Annotated in this window: 18 protein-coding genes; 10 read left to right on the top strand and 8 right to left on the bottom strand. The window is 63.3% G+C overall.

What is annotated here, in order from left to right; translation table 11 throughout:
• Nucleotides 1-125: 125 nt before the first annotated feature.
• The 3 genes from XH89_RS23740 to XH89_RS23750 all read left to right on the top strand — a co-directional run bounded on the left by XH89_RS23740 (nucleotide 126) and on the right by XH89_RS23750 (nucleotide 3,725).
• A complete protein-coding gene (locus tag XH89_RS23740; protein WP_194462831.1) occupies nucleotides 126-1,265 on the top strand; it encodes a hypothetical protein in 1,140 nt (379 codons plus the stop codon).
• Nucleotides 1,266-1,380: 115 nt separating this feature from the next.
• Nucleotides 1,381-1,848: a hypothetical protein gene (locus XH89_RS23745; RefSeq protein ID WP_194462832.1), complete on the top strand. Its 468-nt coding sequence runs from the start codon at nucleotides 1,381-1,383 to the stop codon at nucleotides 1,846-1,848.
• A 293-nt stretch (nucleotides 1,849-2,141) separates the two neighbouring features.
• Nucleotides 2,142-3,725 carry a porin gene (locus tag XH89_RS23750; protein WP_194462833.1) on the top strand — a complete coding sequence of 528 codons (1,584 nt, stop codon included), beginning with the start codon at nucleotides 2,142-2,144 and terminating at the stop codon, nucleotides 3,723-3,725.
• 50 nt (nucleotides 3,726-3,775) lie between these two features.
• Here XH89_RS23750 and gor read toward each other — a convergent pair whose 3' ends face one another.
• Genes gor through rpiA form a run of 3 tightly spaced genes read right to left on the bottom strand, consistent with a single transcriptional unit; the run spans nucleotide 3,776 to nucleotide 6,455 of the window.
• Nucleotides 3,776-5,164: a glutathione-disulfide reductase gene (gene gor, locus XH89_RS23755; protein WP_194462834.1), complete on the bottom strand. Its 1,389-nt coding sequence runs from the start codon at nucleotides 5,162-5,164 to the stop codon at nucleotides 3,776-3,778.
• 47 nt (nucleotides 5,165-5,211) lie between these two features.
• Nucleotides 5,212-5,739: a DUF2059 domain-containing protein gene (locus tag XH89_RS23760; RefSeq protein WP_194462835.1), complete on the bottom strand. Its 528-nt coding sequence runs from the start codon at nucleotides 5,737-5,739 to the stop codon at nucleotides 5,212-5,214.
• A gap of 2 nt (nucleotides 5,740-5,741) precedes the next feature.
• Entirely contained in the window at nucleotides 5,742-6,455 is a 714-nt protein-coding gene (rpiA, locus tag XH89_RS23765) for a ribose-5-phosphate isomerase RpiA (protein ID WP_194462836.1), read from the bottom strand.
• Nucleotides 6,456-6,618: 163 nt separating this feature from the next.
• On the opposite strand from rpiA, the gene XH89_RS23770 reads away from it, so the two are divergent.
• Nucleotides 6,619-7,293 (top strand): HAD-IA family hydrolase, encoded by a 675-nt coding sequence (locus XH89_RS23770; RefSeq protein WP_194462837.1) that lies wholly within the window; start codon nucleotides 6,619-6,621, stop codon nucleotides 7,291-7,293.
• A 7-nt stretch (nucleotides 7,294-7,300) separates the two neighbouring features.
• Here the strand turns inward: XH89_RS23770 and XH89_RS23775 are convergent, their stop codons facing one another.
• Complete coding sequence (locus XH89_RS23775) at nucleotides 7,301-7,609, bottom strand: hypothetical protein (protein WP_194462838.1); 309 nt, start codon at nucleotides 7,607-7,609, stop codon at nucleotides 7,301-7,303.
• An 86-nt stretch (nucleotides 7,610-7,695) separates the two neighbouring features.
• Between XH89_RS23775 and XH89_RS23780 the strand changes: the two genes are divergently transcribed.
• The 6 genes from XH89_RS23780 to XH89_RS23805 all read left to right on the top strand — a co-directional run bounded on the left by XH89_RS23780 (nucleotide 7,696) and on the right by XH89_RS23805 (nucleotide 14,251).
• A complete protein-coding gene (locus tag XH89_RS23780; RefSeq protein ID WP_246767593.1) occupies nucleotides 7,696-8,583 on the top strand; it encodes a LysR family transcriptional regulator in 888 nt (295 codons plus the stop codon).
• Nucleotides 8,584-8,735: 152 nt separating this feature from the next.
• Complete coding sequence (locus XH89_RS23785) at nucleotides 8,736-9,218, top strand: hypothetical protein (protein WP_194468594.1); 483 nt, start codon at nucleotides 8,736-8,738, stop codon at nucleotides 9,216-9,218.
• 132 nt (nucleotides 9,219-9,350) lie between these two features.
• Nucleotides 9,351-10,397 carry a GTP 3',8-cyclase MoaA gene (gene moaA, locus XH89_RS23790; protein WP_194462839.1) on the top strand — a complete coding sequence of 349 codons (1,047 nt, stop codon included), beginning with the start codon at nucleotides 9,351-9,353 and terminating at the stop codon, nucleotides 10,395-10,397.
• 171 nt (nucleotides 10,398-10,568) lie between these two features.
• Nucleotides 10,569-11,150 (top strand): TRAP transporter small permease subunit, encoded by a 582-nt coding sequence (locus XH89_RS23795; protein ID WP_194462840.1) that lies wholly within the window; start codon nucleotides 10,569-10,571, stop codon nucleotides 11,148-11,150.
• Nucleotides 11,151-11,176: 26 nt separating this feature from the next.
• Nucleotides 11,177-12,832 carry a TRAP transporter large permease subunit gene (locus XH89_RS23800; protein ID WP_194462841.1) on the top strand — a complete coding sequence of 552 codons (1,656 nt, stop codon included), beginning with the start codon at nucleotides 11,177-11,179 and terminating at the stop codon, nucleotides 12,830-12,832.
• Nucleotides 12,833-12,943: 111 nt separating this feature from the next.
• Nucleotides 12,944-14,251 carry a M20/M25/M40 family metallo-hydrolase gene (locus tag XH89_RS23805; protein WP_194462842.1) on the top strand — a complete coding sequence of 436 codons (1,308 nt, stop codon included), beginning with the start codon at nucleotides 12,944-12,946 and terminating at the stop codon, nucleotides 14,249-14,251.
• 27 nt (nucleotides 14,252-14,278) lie between these two features.
• Here XH89_RS23805 and XH89_RS23810 read toward each other — a convergent pair whose 3' ends face one another.
• The 4 genes from XH89_RS23810 to XH89_RS23825 form a co-directional block, all read right to left on the bottom strand.
• Nucleotides 14,279-15,313 carry an ABC transporter permease gene (locus tag XH89_RS23810; RefSeq protein ID WP_194462843.1) on the bottom strand — a complete coding sequence of 345 codons (1,035 nt, stop codon included), beginning with the start codon at nucleotides 15,311-15,313 and terminating at the stop codon, nucleotides 14,279-14,281.
• Nucleotides 15,297-16,838, bottom strand: a complete 1,542-nt coding sequence (locus XH89_RS23815; protein ID WP_246767594.1) for a sugar ABC transporter ATP-binding protein — start codon at nucleotides 16,836-16,838, stop codon at nucleotides 15,297-15,299. Before XH89_RS23815 ends, XH89_RS23810 begins: the two co-directional genes overlap by 17 nt.
• Nucleotides 16,839-17,002: 164 nt before the next feature.
• Complete coding sequence (locus XH89_RS23820; RefSeq protein ID WP_194462845.1) at nucleotides 17,003-17,971, bottom strand: sugar ABC transporter substrate-binding protein; 969 nt, start codon at nucleotides 17,969-17,971, stop codon at nucleotides 17,003-17,005.
• Nucleotides 17,972-18,046: 75 nt separating this feature from the next.
• Nucleotides 18,047-18,298, bottom strand: a complete 252-nt coding sequence (locus XH89_RS23825) for a hypothetical protein (RefSeq protein WP_194462846.1) — start codon at nucleotides 18,296-18,298, stop codon at nucleotides 18,047-18,049.
• Nucleotides 18,299-18,310: the final 12 nt, after the last annotated feature.

Raw genomic sequence — 18,310 nt, forward strand, 5'->3', positions numbered from 1 at the left:
CGGATTTTTCCCGAACGAGCTCGCCGCCTCGCAGCCGCCGGAGCGTTGGCTGCGCTCACAAACCAACTGGCCCAAAATTCGCAGTGACGTTGCGAGCGAAGCAACGGCGCTGAGCGGAGAACGTCATGAACGTGCATGCTGCGGGCGATCTCAAGACCACCGGACTCACCCGTCCGAGCGGCGCGCCGCTCCGCCTCAACACGAAGGACTTCGTCGCGATCGATCGCGACAAGAATGCAAAGTTCGAAGCGACGTATCGTCCGCAAGCGCTTTACAACCGCGCCAACGAAGGCTTTCACGCCAACAACGAAACCTTCCTGCTCCACGAAGTCGCGACGAACCTGCCGATCTACCGGCCCGACACCGGCCCCACCGATTTCCATCTGCATCTGCCGCCGGGCGGCTTTCAGCTCGTGCTGGTTACCTCCGGCGCTTTCACCTTCGACTATGACGGGCGCTTCTACAATGTCGGCCCGGGCGCGGTGATGCTGCAAAGCGCGATCGTGCATCGCCAGCTGTTCTACACCTGGTCGGGCCTGCCAACCGAAGAGAATTTGAAGACGCCGCAGACGGTGGTGCCGGATCCGATCTCGATGGGGTATTCCGGCAAATTCCTCGAAGCCTTTATCACCGATCCCACCACCTTTCCGAATCCGACGATCGTCGGCCCGGACCAGATCAACGAGGCCGAAACGCCGCGCGTGGCCTGGAGCCATCCCCTCCACGATCGCCCGGCCAATGCCGGCTTCTGGCTTCAGGATGCCCTGGCGCTGGACGCGCTGTTCAAGCCGCTCAGCGACGGCGCGATCGAATCGGCGCTGCCTGTTTACGTGCGCGATATCGGCATCGAAGCGCCGAGCGGTCATCTCGTCACCGGCCACATCATCGCAACCGACCCGCGCGGCCACTCGCTTCTGCCGAAGAGCATGTCGGCCGCAGCGGACGCGAGCTGCTTTGCCAAGGGCGAGGTCGTGATCTACCGCATCATTCGCGGCACGGCGGAATTCAGGAAGAAGGCCGGCGAGACCTTCGAGCTTTCCGCCGGTGACGTGGTGACCGCAGGCAAGGACTCGATCGGCCTGATCGGCGTCGGCGAGAACACGCAGGTATTGCGGCTCGGCCTGCTCAAGGGCATCGACAATCTGCGCAGCTGGACACCGACCCAGCGCGACGAGATCGACGGTCTCGCCGGTCAGATCATCACGCAGCAGGACATTCGCCCGCTGCGGACCGAAGGCAGGCCGGTCGGATATCTCTACGCATAGTCGCGACGTCGGCATCAACGCGGCCGGCTCTCTTTCGCTGCAGACCTTGCCTCTCCGTAAATGGTGCTGCTAGGTCATGGGCGATCGAGATGCGCCTGGAGCACCCGCCTCGCCCGTGAGCCGCGACGTCACCAGAACCTGCGGAAGCTGCACCGCCTGCTGTGACGGCTGGCTGCAGATCGAGGTGCGCGGGCACAAGGTGCGCAAGGGGCAGCCATGTCCGTTCAGCGTCGCACACCAATGCACGATCTATCCGGAGCGCCCGCAGCATCCCTGCCGCGAATTCATCTGCGGCTGGCTGGTCGCATCTAGCCCGCTGCCGGATTGGATGCGGCCGGATCAATCCAGCATGATCATGCTGGCTGCCAATTTCTTCTGGCGCGGCCTGCCGGTCGACGTCGTGGTGCCGGTCGGTGAGCAGCCGAAGAAGAAGGCGCTGGATTGGCTGACGCGATTTTGCGCGGAGAACAGGCGGCTGCTGGTCTATCAGATCGCCGACGAGTGGTTCGCGTTCGGACCGCCGGTGTTTCAGACCGACATCGCCGACCGCCTTGGGCGCGGCGAAGCGCCCTGGGGCGTGTAAGCAAGTCACGGAAGTTGCTTTCGTTTCCGGCTGAAACGGCTCGTCCCGTCGCAATGCGGCAGATCGCCGCGCGACACGCTTTGTCAGGAATAGTTGCAGGCTAGACACAGTGAGGCTCGAAAGTGAGCCGCAGCACATGCGCCGGATTGTATATGGTATCTGGCATACATTAATTTCCGCTTTATCCCGGACCCATCAGGAGTCCGCGGCGATAAAGGGGAAACGAGATGAGGAAGGCCTTTCTGCTCGGCACAGGGGTTGCGGCCCTTTGTGCAACCACAATGAGTCATCCCTTGCGCGCAGCAACCCTCGACGATGTTGTTGCCCGCCTCGATGCGCTCGAGCGCAGCAACGCCAAGCTTGCGAAGGAGAACGCGCAGCTTCGCGAACGCGTCAATCACATGGGCGAAACGAGAGCTGCGGTGACGCCCGTCGCGCCGGGTTCGCCCAAGGGCAATCCGGTTCTGCACGCGGCGGTCGCGCCGTCGCCGGCGCCCGCCCCTGCGCCCGAGCACACTGTCGTCAGCATCGGTGGCGCGCCGCTCTACAGCAAGGCGCCTGGCAGCAATCCGTTCATCGACAACACCACGGTGACGCTCTACGGCCATGTCGATCTCTCCGGCGATATCTTCAATCCCGGGGTTTACGATCAGGGCACCAAGTTCGGCGTCTCCAGCAACCTCACCTATTTCGGCGTACGTGCGCGACACAATCTGGATCCCTACGGCTATCCCGGATGGGCGGCCATCGCGCAGTTCGAGTCGCTCGTCGAGGTCGCAGCAGTACCGACCGAACGCGCAGCGTTTGGCACGCGCGACAGCTTCCTCGGCATGGAAAGCCCCTGGGGTACGATCAAGGCCGGCAAGGCCGACACGCCCTACAAGAAGGCAACGGCGAAGTTCGATCCGTTCTCGGCCACGCTCGGCGACTACAACTCGATCATGGGCAACACCGGTGGCGACCTTCGCGCCGAGTTCGATTGGCGCGCCGCGCACGCGATTTGGTATGAATCGCCGATCTGGAACGGCTTCCAGGCCAGCCTCATGGTCTCGCCGGGACAGAACACGGCGAAGGACAACAGCGACTTTGCCCTCGGCGATTTCAACTGCCCGGCCACCTCGTCACGCGGCAGCGGCTCGGGCTTCCCGCTCACATCGGCGCCTGAGGGCTGCACCGACGGCTCATACGGCAATCTCTACAGCGCGTCGCTGACCTACAACCAGGGTGGGTTCACCGGCGTCGCCGCTTACGAATTCCACGAAGGGACGAACCGGACCGGTGACGAGGCCGTGACGCCTCTGAGCAACGGCGGCACACTCACCGTCCCGGCAGGCGCGGTCGGCATCGCCAACGAATGGGCCGCGAAGGTCGGTGCGGGCTACAAGTTCAACGACATGATCGGCAGCCTCCAGCTCTACGGCATCTACGAGGTCATGCGCCGCGAGCACACGGTTGCCGCCTTCAACGAGCGTTCGCGCGACGGCTACTTCCTGAGCGCGACCCAGAGCGTCGACAAGTGGGACGTCAGCGCATCCTGGGCTCACGCCAACGCCTCTCCGGGCTCGCCGGGCACGGGCGTCATCAACGCCTATCCCACACCCGGCGTTGCGGTCTCGGCTCCGGCCGGCGCCGCCGACTTCGCGCTGAACACCGTCGACTCCAGCGCCGACCAGTATGCGATCGGCGTGAAGTACCACTTCAGCCCGTTCGTGAGCTGGTACATGGTGGGCAGCTATCTGCGCAACGGACCGGGCGCGCATTACTGCCTCGGTGTCAGCGGACACGGCTACGGCGTCTGCGGGCGTGACGCCAACAACAACGTCGTCGCCGGCAACAAGGCCGAAGCCGTCACGACCGGCATGACGTTCGACTTCTAAACGACGTTGAGAAAACAACGGGGAGCCTCAAGGCTCCCCGTTTGACTGCCCTACTCCGCCGCCTGGCGCACGTGGCGCGCGGTCGGGGTACGCATCGTCACGAGTTCCTCGGCCGCGGTCGGATGCAGCGCGATGGTCGCGTCGAAATCGGCTTTCGTCGCCTTCATCTTCACGGCGATGGCGACGACTTGCGTCACCTCGGCGGCGCAATCGCCGACGATGTGGCAGCCGAGCACGCGATCGGTCGAACCGTCGACCACGAGCTTCATCAGCACGCGGGTGTCGCGGCCGGACATGGTCGCCTTGATGGGACGGAACGTCGTCTTGTAGATGTCGACGTGGCTGAACTGCGCACGCGCTTCGGTTTCGGTCAGGCCGACCGTGCCGACCTCCGGCTGCGAGAACACTGCGGTCGGGATGCTGGCATGATCGACCTGCACCGTACGATTGCCGAACACGGTGTCGGCAAAGGCATGGCCCTCGCGGATCGCGACCGGCGTGAGATTATGCCGATGGGTGACGTCGCCAATCGCGTAGATGCTGTCGACCGAGCTCTTGGAGAAGTGGTCGACCGCGATGCCGCCGTTCTTCGGGTTGATGGCGACGCCGGCCTTTTCGAGCCCGAGATTGGCAACGGCCGGATGGCGTCCGATCGCGAACATCACCTGATCGGAGGCGATGCTCGACCCGTTCGACAGATGGGTGGTGAATTCCTCGCCGTGGCGATCGACCTTGGTCACCGTGCAGCCGGTGAGGATGGTGATGCCGTGCTTCTCCATCTCGGCTCGGACATGGGCGCGGACATCCTCGTCGAAGCCGCGCAGGATGTTGTCGCCGCGATAGATCACGGTGACGTCGGAGCCGAAGCCGGCGAAGATGCCGGCGAATTCGAGCGCGATGTAGCCGCCGCCCTGGATCACGATCCGCTTCGGCAGCTTCTTCAGGTGAAACGCCTCATTGGAGGAGATCACATGCTCGATGCCGGGGATCGCCGTGCCATGATTGGGGGCGCCGCCGGTGGCGATGAGGATGTATTTCGCGGTGACCTTCCGGTCGTTCTCGAGCAGGCGAATGGTGTGCCTGTCCTCGATCACCGCGCGGCTCTTGACGATCTGCGCGCCCGACTTCTCGACATTGGTCGTGTAGGCCGCCTCCAGCCGCGCGATCTCCTTGTCCTTATTGGCGATCAAGGTCGGCCAGTCGAAGGTCGCGGGCGGAACGGTCCAGCCGAAGCCGGCGGCGTCTTCCAGCTCCTGGCGAAAATGCGAGCCGATCACGAACAGCTTCTTGGGCACGCAGCCGCGGATCACGCAGGTGCCGCCCATGCGGTACTCTTCCGCGATCATCACGCGGGCGCCGTGGCCGGCCGCGATGCGGGCGGCACGCACGCCGCCCGAACCACCACCGATGACAAAGAGGTCGACGTCGAATTCAGCCATGATTCACTCCGACCTCCGTCAAGGACTATCTGGACAGATAGGTGCTGTCAGATTTCCTTGCCACGCTTGCGCATCTCGGCGCGGAAAGCACTCATCACGGTCTCGGCGAAGTTCTGAGCCCAGGAGTTCATGAAGGCCATACTCAACCCGATGGCACGCGGCTCCGAGGTGATCAGCTTTTGTCCGAGCGGCGACTTGTAGAAGGTGACGAGATCCTTGAGCTCCTGCTCGGTGAACTCGCTGGCGTAGATCTGCGCCATGCCTTCGCCGATCTCGTTCTGCCGGCCCTCGAGCTGCTTGGCGACGATCGGCGCGACCTCGTTGAGGTCTTTCTGGTAGTTGAGGTTCTGCTGGATCAGCGCGACCTTGGTCTTCTCGACGAGGCCCGGTACCGCGCCGGTATACATCGCGCTGGCGTTCTTGATCTGGAGGATCTCCTTGGCGGCCGCAATCGCCGCGGGCGAGGACTTCGGCGGGGCCCCCTGCGGCTGCTGCTGCGCCGCAGCCGGGCCGGCGGAAAAGGCCAGTCCCACAGCGAGGGTCGCGGCCGGCAAGAATTTCAAAACGCTCTTCATTCCTAGTCTCCTTTCGGCTTTCGCCGTTCAATCACGCGGATTCCCTCGCCGCCCGCCAAAACAGCCGAGCTGGCCAAGCCGATGAACAGTCCGTGCTCGACCACGCCGGGGATCGCGCTCAAGGCCTTGGCGAGGCTGGCGGGATCCACGATACGTCCGAGCTGGGCATCGACGATCCAGTGGCCGCCATCGGTGACAAAAACGTGGCCATCTTTGGCCTTCCGGACCGCCATTTGCCCGGAAACGCCGCATTCCGCAAATGCCTTCTCGATCGCCCGCCGTGTCGCGCCAAGCCCGAACGGGATGACCTCGACCGGCAGCGGAAAGCGGCCGAGCGTCGGCACCCATTTGGTGTCGTCGGCGATCACGATCATGCGATCCGAGGCGGCTGCCACGATCTTCTCGCGCAGCAGCGCACCGCCGCCCCCCTTGATCAGGTTCAGCTCGGGATCGATCTCGTCGGCCCCGTCGACGGTGATGTCGAGATGGTCGATCTCGTCGAGCGTGGTCAGCGGCACACCGCAACGCATCGCGTCGGCACGGGTCGCCTCGGAGGTCGGCACGCCGATCACCTTGAGGCCGGCCGCGACGCGCTCGCCCAGCAGCTCGACGAAATGCTTGGCGGTCGAGCCGGTGCCGAGGCCGAGCTGCATGCCGTCACGCACCTCTTCCAGGGCGCGTGCCGCCGCCTGCCGCTTCAACTGATCCATATCCAAATTTGCGCCCGCCTCTGTCTTGAGAGTGCCGCCGATGGTGCCACTTGCGGCGGCCTATGTAGCCTCGTTTTTCCCGCAGGAACAGGCCTTTGGGCTCATCTTATAAGGTGAACTTATGGCTTCGGCCCTTGCGCCGATCCGGCCGGCCCGATAGCGCTTTTGTATGACCCCTCCTTACACCCTCGTCTTCGATCTCGACGGCACGCTTGTGGATACGGCGCCCGACCTGATCACCGCGCTGAATTACGTGCTGGACCGCGAAGGCCTGCCGCCGGTGCCGATGCAATCGGCCCGCAACATGATCGGTGCTGGCGCCCGCAAGCTGATCGAACGGGGCCTGGAGGCCGAGGGCCGCGTGGTCAGTGTGGCCGACATGGACCGGATGACGGCGGATTTCATCGCCTATTACGCCGACCACATTGCCATCGAATCGCGCCCCTTCGAGGGCCTGCTGGAGGCGCTCGACCTGTTTGCGGCGCAGGGCCATCGGCTGGCGGTCTGCACCAACAAGCTGGAATGGCTGTCGAAGCGGCTTCTGGACCAGCTCGACCTGAGCGGGCGGTTCGCGGCGATCTGCGGCGCCGATACGTTCGGGGTGCAGAAACCGGATCCGACCATTTTCCGCCAGACCGTGGCGCGGGCCGGCGGCGAGGTCAAAGCCAGTATCATGGTCGGCGATGCCGGAACCGACGTCGGTGTGGCCCGGCGCGCCGGGGTGCCCGTGATCGGGGTCAGTTTCGGTTATACGGATGTGCCGATCGCCGAGTTGAAGCCGGACCGGCTGATCCATCACATGCGCGACCTGCCGGCTGCCGCCCACAGCCTGATGACCGCCTAGATTGGCGTCACAGCGACCATAATGTCTCGTGGTTGGTGATCGGTCGTTCGAAGCGCGCGCCAGCCGCCACGAAGGGCGGCGCCAAGTCCAGCATGGCCTGCAACGTGTCCAGCTGCTTGGCGTCCGCCAGCGTCTCCCAGATGCTGACGTTCTGCATGGCGCAGTTCTCGCGATCGATTCCGGCATAGAAAGCCAGGTTTCCTTTCAGCGCCCTGATGGCGGGAACGAGGGTCGCTTGCGCCTCGTCCAGCAATTGCCGGATCGCGTCGTATTGGCTGGCGTCGAACCGGGCGAGCGAGATACGGACAACTGACATTTCCTGATCCTTTCGGTGGCCGCGGGATCATCTAGTCGATATCCAAGTATTTCTGAAATCGCATGTCTTTGGAGTATGCTATCCATATGATGGATGGCACGCGGCTTGACCTGAACCTGCTCCTGGCGCTGGAAGCGCTCCTGGCCGAACGGAATGTGACCCGGGCGGCGGCAAGGCTGAACCTCAGCCAGCCAGCCTTGTCTGCGCAGCTTCGGCGGTTGCGGGACATTTTCGGTGATCCGCTGCTCGTGCCCGCACGTCGCGGCGTCATTCCCACCCAGCGAGCCCTGGAGCTGCAGGCGCCGTTGCGCGAGTCATTGCGGGCACTCCGTTCGGTCGTCGCCGAGCGGGTGCACTTTGATCCGTCCGCGGCGGAACTTACCGTTGCGGTCGCGGCATCCGATTACGCGCAATGCGCGATGCTGGACCGCATCGTTGAAATTCAGCGAAAAGCTCCAAAGCTCCGCCTGTCCTGGCGACAGCTCTATGCACCGGAACTGGTGGGGCAGATGGAGCGAGGCGAGGTGGACTTGGCGATCATGACGCCGAACACCGCTCCGAAGCAGCTCCTGACGCTCCCACTCTTTGACGAACGCTATGTGGTGATCGCCCGCCACGGCCATCCGGTCATTGAAGGTTCGATTGACGTCGAACAATTATGCGCATTGACCCATGTCGCCGTCTCGCCACGCGGCGGCGGCTTTGCTGGTCCGACGGACGTCGCGCTGGCCGCGATCGGGAGGCAACGACGTGTCGGCCTGTCGACCGCCAGCTTTCTGATCGTTCCCGAACTTGTCGCCCGGTCAGACCATATTGCCCTGGTCCCCGAGCGTCTCGTCCTCCGCAAGTCCCGCGATCTTCAAATTCTCGAGCCGCCGATCACCGTGACGGGATTCACCCTTGGCATGGCGTGGCATGAACGCTCCGATGCCGAGCCGGCCCTGGCCTGGCTTCGCAACGAGCTGGATTCCTGAAGCAACATACTGGAATAACTAATGAATTTTGGACCACCCCCGCGTTAACCATCTATTAACTATGCGCGACCCGCCGGTTGCTTGCTCCTGGCGACGCCCCTAAGGTCCGCGCGGGGTTATGTGGCGGTTCGTCGCAGTAGAAATGGATGGTCATGCGTCGTGTCATCGCGATTGCGTTAGCGGGAGCGAGCCTTGGCGGCTGCTCCTCGATGTCTTGGAACATGTTCAAATCGGCCCCGCCGACCGTTCAGGTCCGGCTCGAATCCAGCCCGCCCGGGGCTGACGCGACGACCTCGCTCGGGCCCGGCTGCAAGACCCCCTGCTCCGTCTCGGTTCCCGCCCCCGACGCCCCGTTCACGGTCGCTTTCGCGCTGCCCAAATATCAGCCGGCAAGCGTACCGGTGAATGTGATCAAGAATCCCGGCGATTTCACCACGCCCGCCTCGGTGACATCAGATCCGAACCCGGTGTTCGCGGAGCTTCAGCCGGCGGTGCCGCCCAAGCCCGTGAAGAAGAAGCCGCACCGGCCAAGGAAGCCGAAACCGGCCGCAGCCGCCCCGGCTGCCGCGCCGGAGGACGCCGCACCCGCCGCTGCCGGTTCGCAGTTCCCCGACCCGAACGCGGACAAGCGCTGATCCAGCCGCTGATCCAAGCAGATATCTACGTATACCACCCGATTGTCTGAGCGGCGTCCGATGCTTAGATTGGCCTGACGGCACCGCTGAAGCAGCGGCGCGGTCGTCGCCGTAAGTGACAAGGCATTTGGTATGAACGGATCTTCCGCGAGCTCGCTCGCCTCAGCGAATCCCGCCCTGTCGAGCGCGATGACCGATCCGTTCGGGCGGACCATCTCGTATTTGCGCGTCTCCGTCACCGATCGCTGCGATCTGCGCTGTTTCTATTGCATGTCGGAAGACATGACGTTCCTGCCCAAGGCCGACCTGCTGACGCTCGAGGAACTCGACCGGCTGTGCTCGGCCTTCATCGCCAAGGGCGTGAGGAAGCTGCGGCTGACCGGCGGCGAGCCGCTGGTCCGGCGCAATGTGATGATGCTGGTGCGCTCGCTGTCGCGCCATTTGACCAGCGGCGCACTGGACGAGCTGACGCTGACCACCAACGGCACGCAGCTCGCAAAGCATGCAAGCGAGCTCGCCGATTGCGGCGTTCGCCGTATCAACGTCTCGCTCGACACGCTGGACCCGAAGAAATTTCGCGAGATCACCCGCTGGGGCGAGATCGACAAGGTGCTGGAAGGCATCGAGGCCGCACGCGCCGCAGGCCTTGCCGTGAAGATCAACGCGGTGGCGCTGAAGAACCTCAACGAGGACGAGCTCCCCGACCTGATGCGCTGGGCCCATGGCAAGGGCATGGGACTGACCTTGATCGAGGTGATGCCGATGGGCGAGATCGGCGCGGGCCGGATCGACCAGTATCTGCCGCTGTCGCTGGTGCGCGCACGCCTCGCCCAGCAATTCACGCTGACGGATCTGGCCGAGAGCACCGGCGGGCCGGCGCGCTATGTCAGCGTCGCCGAGACCTCCGGCAAACTCGGCTTCATCACGCCGATGACCCATAATTTCTGCGAAGCCTGCAACCGGGTGCGCATCACCTGCACGGGCACGCTGCACACCTGCCTCGGCCACGAGGATGCCTCGGACCTGCGCAAACCTCTGCGTGCATCCAGCGACGACACATTGCTTGCCGCGAGCATCGACCGCGCCATCGGGCTCAAGCCCAAGGGCCACGATTTCATCATCGACCGCCGCCACGACCGCCCCAGCGTCTCGAGGCATATGAGCGTCACCGGCGGCTGAGGAAACAGCCGGCTGCGGCCCTATTCCCCTTAGATATCAACAAACTTCCGATTGACTGCCGGCACGCTCGCTGGTTTGGTGCGCGAGCCTCATGCCTGCGCGGCGAGACAAGCCACGCGCCTCTTCGGCGTAGTCAAGACGGCTGGGGCACCATCGGGGGAGGACCAATCTTTGCAAGCGCTCCTTAAGCTGAGCCGTGGGATCGACGCGTTCACGCGCTGGACGGGCAAGCGTCTGGCCTGGATGATCGTTTTGGCCGTCATCGTCTCGACGCTCAACGCAGTCGTTCGGAAGGTCTTCGACACGTCCTCCAATTCGTGGCTCGAGCTGCAATGGGTGCTTTTCAGCATCGTATTCCTGCTCTGCTCGCCCTGGACGCTGCTCGATAACGAGCACATCCGCATCGACATCGTGAACAACACGTTGCCGAAGAAGGTCCGCAGCATGATCGACGTGATCGGTCATCTGTTCTTCCTCATTCCGCTGTGCATCGTCATGATCCTCACCGGCGTACCGTTTTTCCTGCGGTCGTTCCAGATCAACGAGCAGTCGGGTAACGCCGGCGGCCTGCCGCAATGGCCCACCAAATCCCTGATCATGATCGGGTTCGCGTTCCTGCTCGTTCAGGGCGTCTCCGAGCTGATCAAGCGGATCGCGATCATGCGCGGGTTGATTCCCGATCCGCACGAGTCCCAGGTCTCGGCGATCGAGGCGGAAGTCGAGCATCTCGTCGAAGCGATCGAGAAGAAATAACCGTTGGCGACGGTTCAGGGGGAATCATGACCGCATTCATCATCGCCAATTTGGCGCCCATCATGTTCGCGACGCTCGTCGTCGTGCTGTTGCTCGGCTATCCCGCGGCATTTTCGCTGGGCGCTGTCGGGCTTTTCTACGCCGTGGTCGGAATCGAACTCGGCGAATTCCGCCCCGACTTCCTCAATGCGCTTCCCGAGCGCGTCTACGGCGTGATGAACAACGACACGCTGCTCGCCATTCCCTTCTTCACCTTCATGGGACTGGTGCTGGAGCGGTCGGGCATGGCCGAGGACCTGCTCGACACGATCGGACAGCTGTTCGGAACCATCCGCGGCGGCCTTGCCTACGCGGTCGTGTTCGTCGGCGCCCTTCTTGCGGCAACGACGGGCGTGGTCGCAGCTTCCGTGATCTCGATGGGGCTGATCTCGCTGCCGATCATGCTGCGTTACGGTTACGACCGGCGCATGGCGACCGGCATCATCGCTGCGTCAGGCACGCTCGCGCAGATCATTCCGCCCTCGCTCGTGCTGATCGTGATGGCCGACCAGCTCGGCAAATCCGTCGGCGACATGTATGAGGGCGCCTTCATTCCGGGTCTGGTGCTCGCCGGGCTCTACGCGGCCTATGCTTTCCTCGTCAGCATCATCTTCCCGAAGGCCGCGCCGGGCCTGCCGAAGGAAGCCATCGGCTTCCGCGAAGACAATGGCAGCCGTGGGCTCGGCTCCCTCGGCGTACTCTTCATCGCGAGCTGCGTGTTCGGCTGGTTCATGATGCGCAATTCGGAGACGCACGGTGCCGACTTCGTCGTGCTCAGCATGTTCAACGGCATCATCTTCGCGTTCGTCGTCGCGGTGCTGAACTGGGCCATCCATAAGTTCACCGGCTTCCGTTTCCTCTCGAAGATGGCCCAGCAGACCACCTTCGTCATGGTGCCGCCGCTGTTCCTGATCTTCCTGGTGCTCGGCACCATCTTCATCGGCCTTGCGACACCGACGGAAGGTGGCGCGATGGGCGCGGCCGGCGCCCTGATCCTCGGCGCGGCGAAACGGCGGCTGAGCTGGGACCTGGTCCGGCAAGCGACGGAATCGACCGCCAAGCTGTCGGCGTTCGTGGTGTTCATCCTGGTCGGCGCCCGCGTGTTCTCGCTCACCTTCTACGGCGTCAACGGGCACGTCTGGGTCGAGCATCTGCTCACCTCCCTGCCCGGCGGCCAGGTCGGCTTCCTGATCTTCGTCAACGCGTTCGTGTTCGTGCTGGCCTTCTTCCTCGACTTCTTCGAGCTGGCCTTCATCGTGATCCCGCTGCTGGGGCCTGCTGCCGAGCACCTGGGCATCGACCTGATCTGGTTCGGCGTCATCCTCGGCGTCAATATGCAGACCTCGTTCATGCATCCGCCGTTCGGCTTCGCGCTGTTCTATCTCCGATCGGTCGCGCCCAAGGAGCGATACACCGATCGCGTCACCGGCAAGAGGATGGACCCGGTCACCACGGGGCAGATATATTGGGGCGCCGTGCCGTTCGTCGTCATCCAGATCATCATGGTCGGTCTGGTGATCACGTTCCCGTCGATGGTCATGCACTACAAGGGCACCCAGTCGAACATCGACCCGAACTCCGTCAAGATCGAGGTGCCGCAGATCGAGCTGCCACCGCTCGATTTCGGTCCGCCGCAGAAGTAGCCATCATGGCTCTCGCCGTCATGTTCCGCTTCGGCGGAGCATGACGCGCGTGACAGGCGCGGCGAACACGGGCATACCGGACGTTCCCTGTAAATTCACGGAACGCTACGCATGCCCCGCTCCCACCTTGCTCCCTCGCTCGCCGGTTCGTTGATCGCCTCGCTGTGGCTCGCCTGTACCGCGACCGCGACCATCGCGTATGCCGATCCCAATGCGAATGTCGTGGCCGACATCCAGGCGCTGGCGCAGAAGGAGCAGCAGCCGCTGCTCGACACGTTGCGCGATCTCGTCAACATCGAAACCGGCAGCAGGGATGTCGAGGGCCTGAACGTGATCGCCGGACGCGTGGCCGACCAGCTCAAGCAGCTCGGCGGCACGGTGGAGATCCTGCAGCCCAGCGACGTCTATCGCCTCGACGACACGCCCGAGAAGATCGGGCCTGCCGTGCACGCCACCTTCAAGGGCACCGGCACCAAGAAGATCATGCTGATCGCCCATATGGACACGGTGTATCTGAAGGGCATGCTGAAGGACCAGCCGTTCCGCATCGACGGCGACAAGGCCTATGGCCTCGGCATTGCCGACGACAAGCAGGGTGTCGCGCTCATTCTCCACACCGTCGCGATGCTGCAGAAGCTGAACTTTAGGGATTACGGCACGCTCACCGTGCTCACCAACAGCGACGAGGAAATCTCCTCCCCCGGCTGGCGCAGCACCATCACCAAATTCGCTTCAGATCAGGACGTGGTGTTCTCGTTCGAAGGCGGCGGCACCGACGGCACGCTGCGGCTCGCCACCAGCGGTATCGGCTCAGCCTATCTGACGGTAATCGGCAAGTCATCGCATGCCGGCGCCAGGCCCGAGGGCGGCATCAACGCGCTCTACGAGCTCTCGCACCAGCTGCTTCAGATGAAGGACATGTCAAAACCCGACCAGGGTCTGAAATTGAACTGGACCGTCTCCAAGGCCGGCACCAACCGCAACGTGATCCCTGCCGAAGCGACCGCCCAGGCCGATGCGCGCGCGCTCAAGGTGTCGGATTTCGACGAGCTCGAAAAGGAGCTGCAGGAGAAGATCAAGAACCAGCTGCTGCCCGATTCCAAGGTCGCGCTGAAATTCGAGGTACGCCGTCCGCCGCTCGAAGCCAGTGACGCCTCGCGCCGCGTGGCAGCCTACGGCAAGACGATCTATCAGGAGCTCGGAATGTCCATGAACGTTGCCGAGAAGGCGACCGGCGGCGGCACCGACGCCGCCTTTGCCGCCCTCAAGACCAAGGGCGCCGTGGTCGAGGGCATGGGCCTGTCGGGCTTCGGCGCCCATTCCAACGATGCCGAATATGTGCAGATCAACAGCATCGTGCCGCGTCTCTACCTGACCACGCGCATGATCATGGATCTGTCGACCGGCAAGGTGAAATAGCGCGGCTAAACGCAGCTGAAGCTGCCCCTACCCGTCCGACCTGCGGCTCTCCATCGCGCGCAGGAATTTGTTGCGATAGGTATCGAGGATCACGGCGAGCACGATGACGGCGCCGATCACGATGGGCTTGACGTTGTCCTCGGCGCCGAGAAGCTGAAGACCTGTCGAGAGCACCTGGAGAATGCAGGCTCCGACCAGCGTGCCGATGATCGAGCCCTTGCCGCCCGAGAGGCTCGTGCCGCCGATGATGACGGCCGCGATCGCGTTCAGCTCATAACCAATGCCGGCAATCGGGCTACCGACGTTGAGCCGGAGCAGATAGACCATCGCAGCCGTGCCGGCGGTGAGGCCCGAGATCGTGAAGGCGGCGATCTTGATCGCGCTCGGATTGTGGCCGGAGAGGCGCACCGCCTCCTCGTTGGTCCCGATGGCGAAGATGAAACGGCCGAACACCGTGAAGCGCAGGATGAACCAGCCGATCAGCACGACGCCGAGCGCGATCACGAAGATCGACGGGAACACGCCGAAGAAGATCATGTTGCCGAATTCGACAAAGGGCTGTGGCAATCCCGTGATGGTGGAATTGTTCGAGACGACGCGAGCAAGTCCGCTGGCAATGTTGAGCATGCCGAGCGTGACGATGAAGGACGGCAGCTTCCATCGTTCGCACACCCAGCCATTGATGGCGCCGCAGATGGCGCCCGTTCCGAGACATGCGACGAAGGCGAGCGGGATCGAGATGCTGGGCGCAAGGCGCTCGTCCGTCATGATCGTGGCGCCAACGACCGTACACAGCGCCAGCACCGAGCCGACCGACAAGTCGATGCCGCCGGTCAGGATGACGAAGGTCATGCCGGCGGCGAGCACGGTATTGATCGCGATCTGAACGAAGATCTTGAGGAAGTTTCCGCTCGTCGCGAAGTAAGGCGCGGTTACGCAGAAGAACAGAACGATCAGCACGAGCGCGACCGTGACGCCCGCCTCGCGCATCGAGATGCGCAGCAGATTGTCCCATTTGACGCGCGCCTTCCGCTCGGTGGCGCGTTCAACTTGCTCGGACACGGCTGTACTCCTGATAGGCGAGAGAAAGAATGCGGTGCTCGTCGAACTCGGCGCGCGGCACCTCGCCGGTGATCTGCCCCTTCGAGAACACCAGGATCCGGTGGCAGATCGCCATCAGCTCGGGCAGATCGGACGAGACCACCAGGATGCTCTTGCCCTCGAGCGCGAGCTTTCCGAGCAGCTCATAGATCTCGGCCTTGGCGCCGACATCGATGCCCCGCGTCGGCTCGTCGAAGATCAGCGTCTTGGGCCCGCGGAACAGCCATTTCGCGATCACGACCTTCTGCTGGTTGCCACCCGAGAAGGTCCGGACCGCCTGATGAATCGACGGCGTCTTGACCCGCAACTCCCTCACCAGCCGCTGCGCGTTGTCATTCTCCTGCTTGCGCTGGAGCAGCCCACGCCACGACACCCGCACGAGGTCGGTGATGGTCATGTTCTCGGCGCAGCTCATCTCGAGCAGCAGCCCCTGCCCCTTGCGGTCCTCGGTCGCAAGACACAGCCCGTGCGCCACCGCATCTTTGGGCGAGCCGATGTCGACCACTTCGCCGTCGATCCGGATCGTGCCGCCGGCCTTCGGATCGGCGCCGAACAGCGCGCGAACCATTTCCGTACGACCGGATCCCACGAGGCCGGCGATGCCGACGATCTCGCCTTTGCGAAGCGAAAACGAGATCGCGGGGCTGTCGTCGGTCAGCTTCAGGTCGGTCACGCCAAGCGCTTCATCGCCGACAGGCGCATCCATGTCGATAGGAGCCTGACCGGTGATGGTTCGTCCGACCATGAGCTTCACGATGTCGGGGATATCGAGGCCCCCAAGCGGGCGCGTCGTGACGTGCGAGCCGTCGCGCAGCACCGTCACCTGGTCTCCGACCTCGTAGATCTCCTCGAGCCGATGCGAAATGTAGAGCGTGGTCACGCCCTTGGCTTTCAGACGATGCAGGATCTCGAACAGACGATCGACCTCGCGGACAGTGAGCGTCGCCGTGGGCTCGTCGAGAACGAGCAGCTTGCTCTCGTGGCAAAGCGCCTTCGCGATCTCGACCAATTGCATCTGCGCGACGCCGAGACGGCCGACCTCCATCGTCGGCGAAACGTCGAGGCCGACTTCCGCGAGCAGTTCGGCCGCGCGCCTGTTCATGTCGCGGAAATTGACGAGGCCCCGCCGGCTCGGCAGCTGCTCGAACAGCAGATTCTCCGCCACCGAAAGGTTGAACAGGAGATGCAGCTCCTGATGCACGACGCGAATTCCGGCCTTGATGGCCTCCAGCGGCGAAGCCGGGCGATACGGCGCGCCGTCGAACCAGATCGATCCGTCATCCGGTTGCAGCACACCTCCGAGCAGATTGATGAGGGTCGACTTGCCGGCGCCATTCTCGCCGAGCAGCACATGTCCCGAGCCGCGCGCGATCTCGAAGGAGACATCGCGCAGCGCGACGACGCCAGGAAAGCGCTTGCCGACCGATTGCAGCTTGAGGATCGGGCTTTCGCCGTCCGCAGTCGTCTCGGCGCGAAGACGGCTCAACTCATCGCCATGCATGAGAGGGCGCGCTCCCCGTCGCGAACAAAGATGGATATGCGAAGATGATCTTCGCCAAAATCGGGACGCCGGCAAGATGCAGGCGTCCCGACGGATGATGATCGCAGATGCGAACGAGATCTATGCGAGGTCCTTCCTATGAAAGACCCCTATGAAAGATCCTTGGCCTCGACCAGCTTGACGTCGGTTTTGATCCAGCCGCTGAACTTCTCGCCGGCGAGCTGGCGCAGGCCGTATTTGATGCCATTGACGGCCATCTGGGCGCCGAACTGCTCGACCGTCGCAAGCATCTTGCCGCTCTTGATCAGCGGCTGCACCGGCGGAATGTTGTCGAAGCCGACGACCTTGATCTTGCCGCTCTTGCCGGTCGCATCCAGCGCCTTGACGACGCCGAGAGCCATGGAGTCGTTGGCGGCCATCACGCCCTGGATGTCCTGATATTTGGTCAGGAAGTTCGTCATCAGGGTGTTGGCTTCCTCGGTCTCCCAATGCGCCGTCTTGCTGTCGAGCAGCTGGAGCTTGCCCTCGGCGATCGAGTCCATGAAGCCCTGCTTGCGCTGCTTGCCATTGTCGGCCTCGGGATTGCCCTCGAGGATGACGACCTTGCCGCCCGCGCCGAGCGCCTTGGCAAGCGCATCACCGGCGAGCTTGGCGCCGGCCTGGTTATCAGGGCCGAAGAAGGCGAGATCGATGCCCGCGGCTTTCTTGGCACCGGCATCGAGCGGCACGTCGATATTGACGACGGTGATGCCGGCCTTGACGGCCTTGGCGAGCGGCGTTGCCATGGCCTTGGAGTCGGCGGGAGCAACGACGATGATGTCGTACTTCTGGGTGACGAAGTTCTCGACCGCGTCGACCTGGGCGGCGAAGTCGCGCTCGTCCTTCATGCCGACGGCCTTGAAGTCGAACTTGTCCTTGTTCTCGGCGGCGAATTTGTCCGCGCCGGCCTGCATCTGCTTGAAGAATTCGTTGGACAGCGACTTCATGACCAAGCCGACCTTCGGCTTGCCGCCGGCAAATGTCGGGCGGGCGCCGGACATGATGGTGATCGTACCTGCTGCGCCGGCCAGAACGATCTGACGGCGGCTGATTCCGGATTTGCGCGTCGAGTTCGCCATTTCCACCTCCCTGTTGAACGTCTTCTTGTGCCGGCCATTGTGGCGGCACGATGAAACGTTTCCAAATTTTGGGTATCAGAACTGGAAACGGGTTTCAAGCCGCCAGCGCTTGCGCACACACATCCCGACCATCTTGCACTGCAAATAGCAGAGGATTCTGCCAACCGGATTGAGGTCGACGTGTCCTTTCACCCCTTTGCCCCAAATCAGTTCATCGATATAGTGATGAACCGTTTCCAAATAGACAGTAAGACTGACCAACCGATGGCCGGACGCCTTGAATGCTTCGAGAGCTGCGTGTCCGTCAAAGCGCCGGTTGCTGGTCATCTGTCCGGCGCG

The organism is Bradyrhizobium sp. CCBAU 53340 (assembly GCF_015291645.1).
Lineage (GTDB): Bacteria > Pseudomonadota > Alphaproteobacteria > Rhizobiales > Xanthobacteraceae > Bradyrhizobium.

Excerpts from the sequence above, each read along its gene's own strand:
- XH89_RS23770 (WP_194462837.1), top strand. The coding sequence starts at position 6,619 with ATGACCCCTCCTTACACCCTCGTCTTCGATCTCGACGGCACGCTTGTG.
- gor (WP_194462834.1), bottom strand. The coding sequence starts at position 5,164 with ATGGCTGAATTCGACGTCGACCTCTTTGTCATCGGTGGTGGTTCGGGC.
- moaA (WP_194462839.1), top strand. The coding sequence starts at position 9,351 with ATGAACGGATCTTCCGCGAGCTCGCTCGCCTCAGCGAATCCCGCCCTG.
- XH89_RS23805 (WP_194462842.1), top strand. The coding sequence starts at position 12,944 with ATGCCCCGCTCCCACCTTGCTCCCTCGCTCGCCGGTTCGTTGATCGCC.
- XH89_RS23825 (WP_194462846.1), bottom strand. The coding sequence starts at position 18,298 with ATGACCAGCAACCGGCGCTTTGACGGACACGCAGCTCTCGAAGCATTC.
- XH89_RS23740 (WP_194462831.1), top strand. The coding sequence starts at position 126 with ATGAACGTGCATGCTGCGGGCGATCTCAAGACCACCGGACTCACCCGT.
- XH89_RS23820 (WP_194462845.1), bottom strand. The coding sequence starts at position 17,971 with ATGGCGAACTCGACGCGCAAATCCGGAATCAGCCGCCGTCAGATCGTT.
- XH89_RS23785 (WP_194468594.1), top strand. The coding sequence starts at position 8,736 with ATGCGTCGTGTCATCGCGATTGCGTTAGCGGGAGCGAGCCTTGGCGGC.
- XH89_RS23780 (WP_246767593.1), top strand. The coding sequence starts at position 7,696 with ATGATGGATGGCACGCGGCTTGACCTGAACCTGCTCCTGGCGCTGGAA.
- XH89_RS23775 (WP_194462838.1), bottom strand. The coding sequence starts at position 7,609 with ATGTCAGTTGTCCGTATCTCGCTCGCCCGGTTCGACGCCAGCCAATAC.
- XH89_RS23760 (WP_194462835.1), bottom strand. The coding sequence starts at position 5,739 with ATGAAGAGCGTTTTGAAATTCTTGCCGGCCGCGACCCTCGCTGTGGGA.
- XH89_RS23800 (WP_194462841.1), top strand. The coding sequence starts at position 11,177 with ATGACCGCATTCATCATCGCCAATTTGGCGCCCATCATGTTCGCGACG.